This window comes from Sorangium sp. So ce362 (assembly GCF_051519845.1).
Taxonomy (GTDB): domain Bacteria; phylum Myxococcota_A; class Polyangia; order Polyangiales; family Polyangiaceae; genus Sorangium.
In genome coordinates, this window is sequence record NZ_CP150332.1 from 3,860,259 (window position 1) to 3,874,742 (window position 14,484).

The 14,484-nt window shown below is 71.6% G+C and carries 13 protein-coding genes; 5 read left to right on the forward strand and 8 right to left on the reverse strand.

Translation table 11 applies throughout. The features are described from left to right. The first annotated feature begins 146 nt into the window (after nucleotides 1-146). Nucleotides 147-839 carry a hypothetical protein gene (locus WMF17_RS15120; RefSeq protein WP_437602775.1) on the forward strand — a complete coding sequence of 231 codons (693 nt, stop codon included), beginning with the start codon at nucleotides 147-149 and terminating at the stop codon, nucleotides 837-839. Between the two features lie 240 nt (nucleotides 840-1,079). Here WMF17_RS15120 and WMF17_RS15125 read toward each other — a convergent pair whose 3' ends face one another. Then, complete coding sequence (locus WMF17_RS15125) at nucleotides 1,080-4,625, reverse strand: protein kinase domain-containing protein (RefSeq protein ID WP_437602776.1); 3,546 nt, start codon at nucleotides 4,623-4,625, stop codon at nucleotides 1,080-1,082. Between the two features lie 127 nt (nucleotides 4,626-4,752). Here WMF17_RS15125 and WMF17_RS15130 point away from each other — a divergent pair, with 127 nt between their 5' ends. From WMF17_RS15130 to WMF17_RS15145, 4 genes are all read left to right on the forward strand, one after another. Beyond that, nucleotides 4,753-5,004: a MoaD/ThiS family protein gene (locus WMF17_RS15130; protein ID WP_437580366.1), complete on the forward strand. Its 252-nt coding sequence runs from the start codon at nucleotides 4,753-4,755 to the stop codon at nucleotides 5,002-5,004. Nucleotides 5,005-5,025: 21 nt separating this feature from the next. Then, nucleotides 5,026-6,144, forward strand: a complete 1,119-nt coding sequence (gene moaA / locus WMF17_RS15135) for a GTP 3',8-cyclase MoaA (RefSeq protein WP_437650116.1) — start codon at nucleotides 5,026-5,028, stop codon at nucleotides 6,142-6,144. 65 nt (nucleotides 6,145-6,209) lie between these two features. Continuing rightward, nucleotides 6,210-6,725 carry a cyclic pyranopterin monophosphate synthase MoaC gene (gene moaC / locus WMF17_RS15140; RefSeq protein ID WP_437491183.1) on the forward strand — a complete coding sequence of 172 codons (516 nt, stop codon included), beginning with the start codon at nucleotides 6,210-6,212 and terminating at the stop codon, nucleotides 6,723-6,725. Beyond that, nucleotides 6,722-7,225, forward strand: a complete 504-nt coding sequence (locus WMF17_RS15145; RefSeq protein ID WP_437650118.1) for a molybdenum cofactor biosynthesis protein MoaE — start codon at nucleotides 6,722-6,724, stop codon at nucleotides 7,223-7,225. Before moaC ends, WMF17_RS15145 begins: the two co-directional genes overlap by 4 nt. Here the strand turns inward: WMF17_RS15145 and phoU are convergent. The 7 genes from phoU to WMF17_RS15180 form a co-directional block, all read right to left on the reverse strand. Continuing rightward, entirely contained in the window at nucleotides 7,222-7,950 is a 729-nt protein-coding gene (gene phoU, locus WMF17_RS15150; protein ID WP_437650120.1) for a phosphate signaling complex protein PhoU, read from the reverse strand. The two genes, WMF17_RS15145 and phoU, sit on opposite strands and share 4 nt — an antisense overlap. Before the next feature lie 17 nt (nucleotides 7,951-7,967). Next, entirely contained in the window at nucleotides 7,968-8,828 is an 861-nt protein-coding gene (gene pstB / locus WMF17_RS15155; RefSeq protein WP_437650122.1) for a phosphate ABC transporter ATP-binding protein PstB, read from the reverse strand. Nucleotides 8,829-8,837: 9 nt separating this feature from the next. Continuing rightward, nucleotides 8,838-9,749 carry a phosphate ABC transporter permease PstA gene (gene pstA / locus WMF17_RS15160; RefSeq protein ID WP_437650124.1) on the reverse strand — a complete coding sequence of 304 codons (912 nt, stop codon included), beginning with the start codon at nucleotides 9,747-9,749 and terminating at the stop codon, nucleotides 8,838-8,840. After that, nucleotides 9,746-10,729: a phosphate ABC transporter permease subunit PstC gene (gene pstC / locus WMF17_RS15165; RefSeq protein ID WP_437650126.1), complete on the reverse strand. Its 984-nt coding sequence runs from the start codon at nucleotides 10,727-10,729 to the stop codon at nucleotides 9,746-9,748. The genes pstA and pstC overlap by 4 nt, the downstream gene beginning before the upstream one ends. Nucleotides 10,730-10,797: 68 nt before the next feature. After that, nucleotides 10,798-11,913, reverse strand: a complete 1,116-nt coding sequence (pstS, locus tag WMF17_RS15170; protein WP_437650127.1) for a phosphate ABC transporter substrate-binding protein PstS — start codon at nucleotides 11,911-11,913, stop codon at nucleotides 10,798-10,800. Between the two features lie 86 nt (nucleotides 11,914-11,999). Further along, entirely contained in the window at nucleotides 12,000-13,484 is a 1,485-nt protein-coding gene (locus tag WMF17_RS15175) for a HAMP domain-containing sensor histidine kinase (protein ID WP_437650129.1), read from the reverse strand. 7 nt (nucleotides 13,485-13,491) lie between these two features. Continuing rightward, nucleotides 13,492-14,187, reverse strand: coding sequence for a response regulator (locus WMF17_RS15180; RefSeq protein ID WP_437602786.1), 696 nt, complete (start codon nucleotides 14,185-14,187; stop codon nucleotides 13,492-13,494). Nucleotides 14,188-14,484: the final 297 nt, after the last annotated feature.

The following is a 14,484-nucleotide window of genomic DNA, read 5'->3' on the forward strand; positions in this document are numbered from 1 at the left end:
CGCGCGGAGCTGTTGTCTGCCTGCCACTTGCCGGCGACGACCTCTCGCGTGCCGCGCGCGTCGTGGTAGCGTTGTGCTGTGTCGGGGAGGTTTCCTGCTGCACGACCTGCTGGCGGGCCGCGCTCGCGCGGCGCGATGGGGGCACGATGATCTCCGAGGCGTGCGGGCTCTGCGCCTGGCCGGTGAGCCTCGAGGTCGGGGACGTGCAGCGGCACAAGAGCGCGCTCATGGATGTGGCGCTGCAGATGCGCGCCGAGGGCAAGGATCCGCTCGCGCGCGTCGCCTTCCGGGGTGCGCTCTACTGGCAGCGCTGGCTCTTGACGAAGGAGCCGGGCCTCCATGAGGAGGCCCGGGTCGTCTCCGGTCTCGAGTTCGCCCGCGAGGCTGGCGACTGGAAGGAGGCCGATCTGCTCCTCGCTCATGTCGACAGGTCGAGCGCGCTCGCGGAGCTGCCGTTCGTCGATCACTGGAAGAAGCTCGTTGCGGAGCACTTGCCGGAGCAGGTCAGCGACGAGCACGAGCTCGAGGAGGCGTTCCAGGAGTTCCGGCGGCATCCCAGCGAGGCGGCCGCGGAGAACGTGCGTCGCTGTGCGACGGCGATCGCGCCGCTCGGGTCGCCGGTCCCGGTGCACAGCCTCCTTGCGCGGGTTGCGGTGGACCTCGGTCAGACCGAGGAAGCGGAGTTCCACCTCGCGGCGCTCGTCGTTTGCCGGCCGCTCTGGATCCCTTACGTCGTGCAGCTGGCCGAGCACCAGGCCAAGCTCGACCTCCCCCGCGCCCTCCGCACCATCGAGGCCGCGCGCCGCCTCTTCGGCCCCGACTTCTGGCTACCGCTTTAGTTACACGGCGGGGGCACGCGCCCCCGCCGCCCCGCCGAGCAAAGCTCGTCGGGGCCCCACCACGTTAGTTATACGGCGGGGGCACGCGCCCCCGCCGCCCCGCCGAGCAAAGCTCGTCGGGGCCCCACCACCCCGCGAACCACACGAGCCGTTGGGGACGTGTTGCCGCTTCGGGCCTGACATTCGTCTCGGCTGAAAGCGTCTGTAGCGCCACGGAACACGCCTAACTCGCCTCGGAAATCAGGCGAGCGCCAGCGTCCGCATCCACCCGCTGATCCGCGTCCCCGCCGGCTTGGGCCACCCCATCCGCGCGAACCGCTCCAGGAGCTGCGGCGTGTGGTCCCCGGTCCGGCTGTCCTTGAACGACGCCCGCGCCGCGTCGAGCTCCCGCGCCGCCTCGTGGAACCGCCCCTCGTGGTACGCGAGCCACGCGAGCGTCAGGTGCCGGTGCTGCCGCGGCTCCGCCTCCGCGAGCGCCACCGCCTCGCACGCGATGAGGTGCTCGCGCGCCTGCTCCGCGTCCCCGCGGTGGAGCGCGATCTGCGCGAAGAGCAGCCGCGCCTCGACGAGGCCCCACGGGTCCGCGAGCGTCTCGTAGATCCTGCCGGCCGAGAGCGCGTGCTCCTCGGCGAGCTCCGGCGCGCCCGCGTCGAGCGCGGCCATCGAGAGGAGCCGCTCGCACCCCGCCTCGCCGCGCGGGTTCGCGAGATCGCGGAAGCTCTGCCGCGCCGCGAGCGCGCCCGCGCGCGACGCCTCGAAGCGGCCGAGGCGGTGATCCACGTGCGAGAGCGTCAGGTCGCACTGCGCGAGCCCGAGCCGGTAGCCGATCGCGTCGAAGTTGGCGCGCGCCGTCGTGAGCAGCGATCGCGCCGCCTCCGAGAGCGCCCCGGCCTGCTCGACCATGCTCTGGAGCAGCAGGCACTGCGCCCGGCCGAGCCGATCGCCGACCTCGAGAAAGCGCGCCTCCCCCGACGCGAGCACCGCCCGCGCCCGCGCATGCTCGCCGAGCTGGTAGTCGATCTCCCCGAGCAGCACCTCGCACTGCGCCTGCCCGTGACGGTGGCCGATCTCGTCGAAGATCGCGTGCGCGCGCGCCACGAGCCGCCGGCCCTGCGCCTCCGCGCCGACGTCCGACGCGATGTGCCCGAGCAGGCGCAGGCAGTGCGCCTGGTTCTCCCGATCGCCGGCGTGCTCGAAGATGCGCCGCGCGTCCTCCGCGTCGCGCCGCGCCTCCTCGAGCCGCCCCGCCAGCCGCAGCGCCTCGGCCCGGAAGCGCAGCTGCGTCCCGAGCCGCGTCCCCGTCAGCGCGGGCCGCGTCTCCACGCCGCCCCGGAGGCCCGGGCGCGAGTCGCTGCCCCCGGGCAGCTTGCCGTCGAGCACGGCGAGATCGCGCAGCGTCGCAGCGATGTCGCGCGAGCTCTGCCAGTGCGCCGCCACGTGCGCGTGCATGAGCGCCGCCGCCTCGTCGGTGTCGCCGGCGCGCAGCAGGCTGACCACCCGGTGCCGGAGGATGCGGCGGCTCGACGCGGCCGGGTGCGCGCCGAGCGCGTCGGCGGCGGCGCGGAAGACGCGGGCCGCGTCCGGCTCGAGGAACAGCTGCGAGAGGAGGTGCTCCTGGAGCAGCGCGTGCGGCCAGCGGAGGCGATCGCCCACCGCGAGGAGGATCTGGGCGCGCTGCATGGCCGCGATCGCGCGGTCCGCGGGGATGTCGAGCGGGGTGAGCAGCGCGCGCAGGATCTCGCGCCGGATGTCGCCGCCGAGCGCGGCGGCGGCGCGCGCGCCGGCCCGGAGCTCCTCGGGCAGGGCCGCGAGCCGCTCCTCCCAGAGGTCGGCGGTGGTCGCCGCCTGCACGGCCATCGACGCCTTCGGCACGAAGTACTTGCCCGCGCGGAGCTGCAGATGGCCGCCGCCCGCCCACGCGTGCAAGAGCTGCAGCGCGAAGAGCGGGTTCCCCTTGCAGCGGGCCGTCGCCGCCTCGGCCGCGGCGTCGTCGAGCGGCAGCGTCTCCCGGAGCAGCGCGTGCGTCTGCGTGGGGTTCAGCGGGGCGACGTCGAGCCGCTCCCCGCCGTAGGCCGCGAGCGCCCCCTCCACCCGCTTCGCCGCGACCGGATCGCTCTCGACCGCCTCGCTCCGGACGGTCGCGACGACGAGCAGGCCGAGGTTCGGCGCGTCGCGGTGGAGCGTGAGGAGCCCCTCGAACGTCGTCGAGGACGCGTAGTGCAGGTCGTCGAGCCAGAGGAGCACCGGCCGGTCGCGGCCGATCCGCTCCAGGGTCTTGCGGATGATCAGCCAGCGCAGCTCCGGCCGGTCCAGCCGGAAGCGCTTCCCCGTCGGACCGACCGCCTCGCTCCCCGGGGGCGACGGCTTGATCCACTCGGCGGTCGCCGCGACCCACGTCTTGCCGACCTCGTCCTCGGGCGGGACCTCCCAGAGGTTCATCAGCACCTTCTCGACGATCTCGCGCTCGGCCCGCTCCAGCCGGTAGTGCTGGGTCACCGCGCCGAGGACGCCGTCGAGCGGCGCCGCGATCCGCCGGTAGCGCGCGCGGAGCGGCACCATGAACGCCCGCTCGTGGACCTCCTCGCAGAGCCACTCGGCCAGCCGGCTCTTGCCGACGCCCGCCTCGCCCGCGAGCAGGACGAACCGGTGCATCGCCTTCGGCGCGTCGACCATCTCGGCCACGACCTCCATGAGGCGCGCCCGCTCGCCAGTCCGGGCCACGAACGGGCTCGGCCGGAGCGCGAGCAGGCCGGTGGTCGTCACGGACGGCGGCGGATCGTCGTCTGGAGGCTCGATCAGCTCGGGGGTGAGCAGCTCCTTGCGGCTCGGGGGAAGCCGGCCGCTCGTCAGCAGGGCGAGCGGCAGCGGCGTGGCGGTCACGTTCACGTCGCTGCGCGGCTCGAACCGCTTCCAGACCCGCCGCGCGTCGCCCGCGAAGTCGAAGCGGTGCCAGGGCCGCTTCGCGAGCAGCCGCTTCACGAACTTCGCGACGTCGCCCGGCACCTCCGGGGGCAGCGGCAGGTCCGGGACCGGCGCGCTCCGGTGCTGCTGGAGGAGCTCGTCGTTCGTGCCGTCGTAGACCTCGCCGCCGGCGAGCAGGGCGTAGAGGATGCAGCCGAGCGCGTAGAGGTCCGTCGCGGACCCCACGTGCGGCGCCGCGAAGCGGATCTGCTCCGGCGCCATCCAGCCCGGGGTGCCCGCGCCCCAGCGCACGGTGGGCTCGCTCTCCCTGGAGCCGTCGAGCCGGTGATCGACCCGGTCCTGGATGAGCCACGCGAGCCCGAGGTCGAGCACGTGCACGAGCGGCGGCTCGCCGCCGTGCTGGAGGTCGACGAGGACGTTGGACGGCTTCAGGTCCCCGTGGATCACCCCGCGCGCGTGCGCGTGCGCGAGCGCGCCGAGGACCTGGTCGATGACGCTCCAGATGATCGGCCAGGGCAGCGGGTCCTCGAGCCGGGCGAGGTAGAGCCACTCGTGGAGCGACCTCCCCGGGACGGCGTCCATCACGAGGTAAGGCGTCCCGTTGCTGAGCGCGCCGAAGTCGCGGGCCTTCACGAGCGCCGGGTGCGAGAGGCCGGCGAGCGCCCGGGCTTCCTCCTGGAACCACCAGGCGTCTTCGGGGCGCGCGGCCGCGCCTGGCCGGTCGAGCAGCTTCACGGCGACGCGCTCGTCGATCACGAGATCGCGGCAAAGATAGACGACCCCCATGCCGCCGCGCCCTAGCTCGCGGCGGACCTGGTAGCGACCGGCCAGGATCGTGCCCGGTAAAAAGCCTTCTTCGGACATGGCGGTGAGCGGTCCGATGATAGCCGTGCCGGCCGGGCCCGGTAGACTCGATCTCGCTCGGGCGCTCCCAGGTCGCTCGGCCCCAGTTCGTCGTGTCGCGGCAGCGGCGCGATGCTAGGTTGCAGCCATGGATGCAGCGGTTCGCGTGCTCGCTTTCGCAGGCGCGAGGGACGTCCTCGGCGCCGGAGAAGTGGCGTTGCCCCTGCCTGGCCCCTGCACTGCGGCGGAGCTCCTGGATCACGTCTGCGCTCGCTATCCGGGGCTGACGCCCTACAAGGGCTCTATCCGGGTGGCGGTGAACGGCGTCTATGCGACCTCGAGCGATCCTGTAGGTTTCGGTGACGAGGTGGCGCTCATCCCACCGGTGGCAGGCGGCTAGGGGACCCGCTAGGGACACGTCATGCCTTCTTCTACCGGCCTCGATTCTGCGCGCACGGCGGCCGAAGCCTCGGCCTCGAAGCGGCGCTCGCTGCCGCTCGTCGGCGGCGGGGAGCCCGGCCGCCGCGCCGCCGTGATCCCGTACCGGGAGGGCGCCGGCGGGGCGCCCTCTGCGCATGCGGGGCCTGCGCCGCGGAGCGTGCGCATCTCGGTCACGGACCGGTGCGACTTCGCGTGTACCTACTGCCGCCCGTCGCGCCACGACGGCTACGCCGACGTCCGGCTGATGACGTCCGCCTGGCGCACCATCTTCGAGGCCCTGCGCGACGCCGGCATCCGGCGGGTCCGCCTGACCGGCGGCGAGCCGCTGCTCCACCCCGAGATCGTCTCGATCGTCGCGTGCCTCGCCTCGCTCGGCTTCGAAGATCTCGCGCTCACGACGAACGCCTCGCAGCTCTCGCGGCTCGCCTCGCCGCTGCGCGAGGCCGGGCTGCATCGCCTGAACGTCTCGATCGACTCCCTCGATCCCCGGCGTTTCCGCGAGATGACCCGCGGCGGCGAGCTCGCCCGCGTGCTGGAGGGCATCGACGCCGCGATCGCGGCGGGCTTCTCGTCGATCAAGCTGAACACGGTGGTCCTCCGTGGCGTGAACGACGACGAGATCGAGCGGCTCGCGCTGTGGGCCTGGGAGCGGCGGATGGTCCCGCGCTTCCTCGAGGTGATGCCGATCGCCGAGGGCGCGAAGCTCGTCGGCGAGCACCTCGTCACCGCGCCCGAGATGAGGGCGCGCCTCGCCGAGCACCTCCTCCAGGAGGACGCGGTCACCGAGCCCGGGCTCGGGCCGGCGAGGTACGTCCGTGCGCGTCGCGACCCGTCGCTCCGCGTGGGGTTCATCACGGGCACGAGCGACACGTTCTGCGAGAGCTGCGATCGCCTGCGCGTCTCCTCGACGGGCGTGCTCCGGCCGTGCCTCGCCACGGACGACGGCGTCGACGCCTCGCGCGAGGCGAAGGCGGGCGATCCGGCGGCGATCCGCCGGCGCCTGGACGAGGCGTGGCGCCTCAAGCCGGACGGCAAGGTCTGGAAGGGCTGCACGGAAGAGACGGCCTCCACGGTGTCGATCCGCGCGATCGGCGGCTGACCTGCGCGGCGCCGGATCACGGATCGGCTTCGGTCCTGGCGGCTGCCGTGTCAGATTCCGGAGCGATGTCGCAGACCCCTGATCGACCCGGCGAGGGCGGAGCGCTCTCGACCCACCTGTCCCCGAGCGGCGAGGCCCGCATGGTGCCTGTCGAAGGCAAGCCCGTCACGCACCGCCGCGCGGTCGCGTCGGGCGCCGTCCTGATGCGCCCCGAGACGATCGCCCGGGTCGCGCGCGCCGACGCGCCGAAGGGCGACGTCCTCGCCGCGGCGCGGATCGCCGGGATCATGGCGGCGAAGCGCACGCCGGAGCTCATCCCGCTCTGTCACGGGATCGCGCTCACCCACGTCGCGGTCGAGCTCGACGTGGACGAGCCCTCCGCGGCGATCCGGGTGACCGCGGCCGCGGAGGCGCTGGATCGCACCGGGGTCGAGATGGAGGCCATGGTCGCGGTGAGCGCCGCGTGCCTGACGATCTACGACATGCTCAAGGGCATCGACCGCGAGATGGTGATCTCGGAGATCAAGCTCCTCGAGAAGAGCGGGGGCCGTTCCGGTCATTTCCAGAGGAGCGCGCCGTGAGCCGGATCCGCGCCGAGCCGCTGAGCCTCGACGAGCTCATCGCCGCCGTGTCCCATCCTGGCGCGGGCGGCATCGCCACGTTCCTCGGCGTGGTCCGGGACGTCAACGACGGCCGGTCGGTCACGCTGCTGGAGTACGAGGCCTACGGGACGATGGCCGAGGCCGAGCTCGAGCGGGTCCTGGCGGAGATCGCCGCGGAGATCCCCGGTGTGCGCGTCGCCGCGACGCACCGGGTCGGCGCGCTTCACATCGGCGACGTCGCCGTGGCCTGCGCCGCGAGCGCGCCGCATCGGGGCGAGGCGTTCCGGGCGTGCCGCCTGCTCATCGACGGCATCAAGGCGCGCCTGCCGATCTGGAAGCGCGAGCACGGCCCGGACGGCCCGTACTGGGTCGGCTGGGAGGACGCCCGCTGCGGCGGCGAGCACGGGCCCGAGGAGCACCACGGGCACGCGCACGGCCACGGTGGGGCGGCGCCTCCGGACGGCACTGGCGGCGTCTAGCGCAGGCGCAGCCCGGGCGGCGGCGGCGGCGAGGTGAGCGGGTCGTTCTCTCTCAGGCGGTTGCTGTGCCGGATGTCCGTGCCCTTGACGAGGAACACGACCGACTCGGCGATGTTCATGGCGTGATCGGCGATGCGCTCCAGGTACTTCGCGATCGACTGGATGCGCGTGGCCCTGTACACGGTGCTCGGATCGCGGCTCATCATGCGGAGCACCTCCTGGAAGATGCGGGCGTAGTGCTCGTCGATCACGTCGTCGCGCGTGAGCAGCTGCTGCGCCCGCTCGCAGTCGCGGGCGACCAGCGCGTCGAGCGCCTCGTGCACCACCTCGATCGCCTCGTTCGAGAGGCCTTGCAGCTCCGCCGCCGGCGCGAGCGGCGGCTCCTCGTTGAGCTCCTGCACCCGCTCGCAGACGTTCACCACGAGGTCGCCGATCCGCTCCAGATCGGTGACGATCTTGAGCGCGGTCGTGACGAAGCGCAGGTCGGAAGCGACGGGCTGGCGCGTCGCGAGGATCCTCATGCAAAGCTCGTCGACCTCGCACTCCAGGCGGTTGATCCGGCGATCGAGCCGGATCGTCGCCTTGGCGAGGCCCGTGTCGCGCGTCGCGAGCGCGGTCGAGCCCTTCTGGATCATCTCCTCGACCAGACTGCCCATCAGGAGCAGTTTTTCGCGCAATGTGCGCAGCTCGTGCTCGTAGACCTTGCTCGTGCGCGACGTCGGCATGAAATTCCCCTCTCCCCTCAGCCGAACTTACCGGTGACGTAATCTTCCGTCTTGCTTTCCTTCGGGTTGGTGAAAATTGTCTCGGTTCTGTCGAACTCCACCAGGTCCCCCATGTAGAAGAAAGCCGTGTAGTCGGAGCACCGCGCGGCCTGCTGCATGTTGTGCGTGACGAGCACGCAAGTATATCGCTGCTTCAGCTCATCGATGAGCTCCTCGACGCGCGCGGTCGCGATCGGATCGAGCGCGGAGCACGGCTCGTCGAGCAGGATCACCTGGGGCTCGACGGCGAGGACGCGGGCGATGCAGAGCCGCTGCTGCTGGCCGCCGGAGAGCGAGAGCCCGGACTGGTCGAGCTTGTCCTTCACCTCGTCCCAGAGCGCGACCTGGCGCAGGCACTTCTCGACGAGACCGGTGGAGTTCTTGACGGAGACGCCGTTCAGCTTGTGCCCGGCGAGGACGTTCTCGCGGATCGACATGGTGGGAAACGGGTTGGGCTTCTGGAACACCATGCCGACGCGGCGGCGCAGTCGCACCGGGTCGACTGCCTTATCATAGATGTTCACGCCGTCGATCATCACCGAGCCCTTCGCCGTGGCCCCGGGCACCTGCTCGTGCATCCGGTTGAGACAGCGCAGGAACGTCGACTTGCCACATCCGGACGGGCCGATGACCGCGGTGACATGGCCGTCCGGGATGTCCAACGTGATGTCGTGGATGGCGTGGAATTTGTGAAAATATGCGTTCAGCCGCGTGACGCTGATCTTGGCCGGCGGCGCCTCGGATTCGGGCTCCGCGGAGCGGTGGTCGACGATGTCGGCGTCGAGGTCTCCGCGGTGTTCCCCGGTCTGTCCATTGTGCGGTGAGTCGAGCGAGCTCATCGGGTGCCTTTAACGTGCCTTGACGCTCCGGGACGTCGCGATGCGGGCGAGCAAGTTGAGGAAGAAGACGATGGCGATCAGCACGAGCGCGCCGGTCCAGGCCTCCTGCTGCCATTTCGGGTAGGGCGAGGTCGCGTTCCTCCAGATCTGCACCGGCAGCGAGGCGATGGGGCGGTCGATGGCGACGCTCCAGTACTGGGAGCCGAGCGCGGTGAGGAGCACCGGCGCGGTCTCGCCGGCGATGCGGGCCACGGCGAGCATCACGCCGGTGCCGATGCCCGGAGAGGCCGTCCGGAGCACGACGAGGAGGCTCGTGCGCCACTCCGGAACGCCGAGGGCGAGCGACGCCTCGCGGAGGTGCGCGGGCACGAGCTTGAGCAGCTCCTCCGTCGTGCGGGTCACCGTCGGGAGCATCACGATCGCGAGCGCGATGCCGCCGGCGAGCGCCGAGAAGCGCTTCATCGTGACCACGACGAGGGCGTAGACGAACACGCCGATGGTGATCGAGGGGACGCCGCCGAGCACGTCGGCGATGAACCGGATGGCGCTCGCGAGCTTGCCCCGCCCGATCTCGGCGAGGTACATGCCGGCGAGGATGCCTGTCGGCAGCCCGATGCCGCAGCCGATGGCGACCAGGATGAGCGTGCCGACGACGGCGTTGCCCATGCCGCTCCGCTCCTCGCCGACCGGCTTCGGGAGCTGGGTGAAGAAGTCGAGGGACAGCCCGCTCAGGCCCTTGCTGACCACGTAGATGAAGATCAAGAACAGCGGGACCAGGACGACGACGGCGCTCGCGACGCAGAGCCCTTCGAAGAAGTAGCCGCGGGCGCGGCGCAGGCGCTCGCCGGGCGCGGGCGTGAGCAGCGTGCGTCGGGGGGCGGTGGACGGGCTCGCCACGGGGGCAGGGGTGTCGCTGCTCATGCGTGCCTCTCCAGCTTGCTCTTGGTCGAGCTCACGAGCCACCGGGCAAAGAGGTTGAGGACGAGGGCGACCCCGAAGAGGAGCAGCGCGATCTTGGAGAGCGCCGACACGTACATGTCGCTGGTCGCCTCGACGAACTCGTTGGCGATGACGCTCGCCATCGAGTACCCGGGGTGGAAGATCGAGGCGCTCACCTTCGGGACGTTGCCGATCATCATCGTGACCGCCATGGTCTCGCCGAGCGCCCGGTTCAGCCCGAGGATGATCGCTCCGATGATGCCCGAGCGCGCGGACGGCAGGACCGCGTAGCGGATGGTGTCCCACGCGGACGCGCCGAGGCCGATCGCCGCCTCGCGATGCAGCTGCGGGACCGCCTGCATCACCTCGCGCGACACCGAGGTGATCGTGGGGACGATCATGATCGCGAGGATGACGCCTGCGGCGAACATGCCGAAGCCGAGCGGCGGGCCCTCGAAGAGGGGCAGGTAGCCGAAGTACTCGATCATGAACGGCTCGACGGTGTCCCGGAGCCAGGGGCGGAGCACGGCGATGCCCCAGAACCCGTAGACGACGCTCGGGATCGCCGCGAGGAGCTCGACCATGAAGCCGAGCGGCTTGCGGATCCGGTGGGGAGCCAGGTCCGACAGGAAGATCGCGAGTCCCAGCGAGACGGGGACCGCGAGCACGATGGCGATCAGCGAGGTGACGACCGTGCCGTAGACGAACGGCAGCGCGCCGAACTGCTCGCGCGCAGGGTCCCACACGGTGCCGGTGAGGAACCCCAGGCCGAACTTGTCGATGGCCAGCCGGGATGACTGGACGAGCTGCAGCACCATCAGCGTGGGCACCGCGAGCACCGTCAGGCCGAACACCGTCAGGATGACGCGGAACGCTCGATCCGCGCCGCGCGCGCCGCGCGCCGCGTCGATCACCGGCGCGGACGATGCGGCTTGTTGCATCGGGACTTCCACCGTGCTCATGGACCTATCCTGCGCGCGCGTCGGCGGCGCGCGACGGAGCGCCGTATGCGCCGCTGACGCGCCTTCCTTCATGGTGATGGGGCGAGGAGGGGCTTGCCGTCAGGGCCCACCAGCGCGGCGAGCTTCTTGTCGACCTTCTCCACGACGGCCGTCGGCAGCGGCGCATAGTGGAGATCGTTGGTGAACTTCTGGCCGTCTTGCAGCGCCCATTTCACGAAGCTGGCGAGCACCTTGCCCTTCGCGAGCTCCTTCTGCTCCTGGTACACGAGCAGGTAGGTGAAGCCGGCGATGGGGTACGCGTCCTCGCCCTCGGCGTCGACGAGCGAGACCCGGAGGTCGTCCGGCATCCGGGTGGCGACGCCGGCGCCCGCGGCGGTCGTGCTCTCGAGCGACGGGGCGACGAACTTGCCGCTCTTGTTCCTGAGCGAGGCGAACGTGAGCTTGTTCTGCACCGCGTACGCGAGCTCGATGTAGCCGATCGCGCCGGGCGTGCTCGTGATGAGGGCGGAGACGCCGTCGTTGCCCTTGGCGCCGAGGCCGCCCGGCCAGTTGACGCTGGTCCCGGTCCCGGGCCCGCTCTTCCACTCCGGGCTCACCGCGCTCAGGTAGTCGACGAAGATCTTGGTCGTCCCGCTGCCGTCCGAGCGGTGAACCGTCGCGACGTCCTTGTCGGGGAGCTTCACGTCCGGGTTCTCCCTCTGGATGGCCGGGTCGTTCCACTTCTTGATCTTGCCCAGGAAGAGGTGCGCGGCCGCCTCCGGCGTCAGCTTCAGGCCCGACGGCACGCCCTCGATGTTGTAGGTCAGGACGACCGCGCCCAGGCAGGTCGGCAGGTGCAGGATGCCGGCGGCCTTCGCGAGCTGCTCCTCGGTCATCGGCGCGTCGGTGGCGCCAAAGTCGACGGTCCGCTCGGTGATCTGCCGGATCCCGCCGCCGGAGCCGATGGACTGGTAGTTGATCTTGACCTTGGGGTTCGCTTTCTGGAACTCGGCGATCCACTTCACATAAAGCGGGTACGGAAACGTCGCGCCCGCACCGGTGAGGGGGACCTCCCCGCCGGCGGCCGGCTGGGGCGCCGCGTTCTTGTTCGTGCCAGGGAGCGAGCCGGCCTCTTGGGGAGCGTCGGAGCGACCGCATGCGGCGGCCAGGAGGAGCATCGTCAGGGTGAGCAGAATTCGAGCCATGCACCGCCAGGCGTAGTCGAGTTCTGTGACAGCTGTGTGACAGCAGGGTGGAACGGCGAGCACCGTGTTTCCCTGACTTTGCGGGTTCACGCCGCGCGCGCGAGGCGGACGGTGAACTGAGTGCCGCGGCCGATGGTGCTCTCGACCTCGATCGAGCCGTTCATGAGCTCGACCAGGTGCTTCACGATGGCGAGGCCGAGCCCCGTGCCGCCCAGATCGCGTGAGCGGCCGGCGTCCACGCGGTAGAACCGCTCGAAGATGCGGCCCAGGTGGTGGGGCGGGATGCCGGGCCCGTCGTCGGCGACGGCGATCGTCACCTGGTGATCGATCGAGCGCGCCTTCACCGTGACGTGAGCGCCCTCACCCGCGTACTTGATGGCGTTGTCGAGCAGGTTCATGAGCACCTGCTCCAGCGCGCGGCGGTCGCACCGCGCGGGCGCGAGCGCGGCGGCATCGACGGTCAGCGTGACCCTGCGCCGGCGCGCCGCCTCGGCGAGCAGGTGCGTGACGTGATCGATCGCGGGGGCGATGTCGAGCGCCGCCAGCGCGAGGGGGAAGCTCTTCGCCTCGATCTTCGAGAGGTCGAGCAGGTCGTCGACGAGGTGGCGGAGCCGCTTCGCGTGCCGATCGATCACGTCGACGAACTCGGCGGCCTCGAGGGGGTCCTGCAGCGCGCCGAGCTGCAGCGTCTCGGCGGCGGTGCTGATCGCGGTGACCGGCGTCCTGAGCTCGTGGGACACGTTGGCGACGAAGTCGGTCCGGATCGTCTCCAGCCGGCGGAGATCGGTGACGTCGTGGAACACCGCGATGAGCCCCGGCTCCGCCGACGCGCCGCCGTGCTCCGCGCGCGCGTCGAGCGCGTCACGTCCGGCGCGCGCCGGGCCCTTCCGGCGCGACACGCGCACGAGCAGCCGCCTCGGCAGCGTCCGCCCGAGCTCGACCTCGACGTCGACCGGCTCGTCCCGCTGGCCGGCGAGCTGGATCGCCTCGGTGAGCCGCGCGTTGCGGATCGACTCGATGACCGAGCGGCCCAGCGCGTCCTCGTCGAGGGAGGCCATCGCGCGCAGCGCCCGGTTGGCGAGGAGGATCCGCCCGTCGCGATCCAGCACGAGCACGCCCTCGCTCATGCCGTCGAGGATGCCCGCGAGCAGGTCGCGCTCGGTCCGGACGTCGGCGATGGAGCGGGAGAGCTCGCTCGTCAGGTGGTTCAGTGCGCGCGCGAGCTGGCGGAGCTCGCCCGAGCCGCGCAGGGGCGCGCGCGTCGACAGGTCGCCCTCGGACATCGCCAGCGCGAAGCGGGTCAGCCTCCGGATGGGGCGCGTCATGAAGAAGGTGGTGGCGGCGCCGACCGAGACGGCGACGACGATCACGGCGCCCATGCCGAACAGCAAGGTCCGCCGCGAGCGCGAGAGGGCCGCGTCGACGGCGGCGCGCGGGCTGTGCTCCGCGAGCAGCGCCGCTTCCATGTCGCGCGCGGCGAGGCGCTCGATCGGGACGCCCGCGAGCAGGAGGACGAGCACCGTCGCCGCCACGAGCTTCGCGCCGACGCCGAGCTGCCTCAGCACGAGCATGGAGCCCCTAGGCGACCTCGGGCCCGGCGCGGAACCGGTAGCCGACGCCGCGCACGGTCTCGATGTAGTCGCCGGCCGCCCCGAGCTTCTCGCGGACGCGCTTCACGTGCGTGTCGACGTTGCGCGCGGTGACGTCGACGTGCGAGCCCCACACCTCGTCGAGGAGCAGATCGCGCGAGAGCACGCGCCCGCGGCGATCGTGGAGCATCATGAGCAGGCGGAACTCGAGCGCCGTCAGCGCGATCTCGTTCTCCTGCACCCACGCCCTGTGCGCGGCCCTGTCGACCCGCAGGATGCCGAAGTCGAACTTCTCCGGGGCCGACGTGGGGCTCTCGGAGCGCTTGAGGATCGCCCGGGCGCGCAGGATGAGCTCTCGCACGCTGAACGGCTTGACGACGTAGTCATCGGCCCCGAGCTCGAAGCCGACGATCCGGTCGATCTCTTCCCCCTTGGCCGTGACCATGATGACGGGGACCGCGGAGGTCTGCGGGTTCTGCTTGAGGCGACGGCAGATCTCGGTGCCCGACATGTCCGGGAGCATCAGGTCGAGCAGGACGAGATCGAACCGCTCCTCCTTGACCGCGCGAAGCGCTGTCTCTCCGCTCCCGGCGGAGACCACATCGAACCCAGCTTGACGGAAGTTGTACGTGAGGACGCGCTGCAGGTCGCGCTCGTCCTCGACGATGAGCACGTGGCTCGGCATGGCCGATGGGTGTAGCAGCGCATTGTGACAGCTTGATGGCGATCGCACGTGCCGCGCGTCGTCGTCGCGAGGCGGAGCTCCTGCGAGCAGGCGGTGGAGCTCGAGGGCGAGGAGAGCGCAGCGAGGCGCGACGGACGGCGGAAGGGAAGCGCACCGGAGGGCGGGCGGCCCGAGCGGAGGCAAGCTCTTGGGCAGCGCCGGGCGCAGCCGGGGGGGCCGCCGGGAGCGGCGTGGCGGCAGGCGGGCGGAAGCGACGGGAGCGCGAGAGCACGCCGGGGGCGCGCAGCGGGACGGATC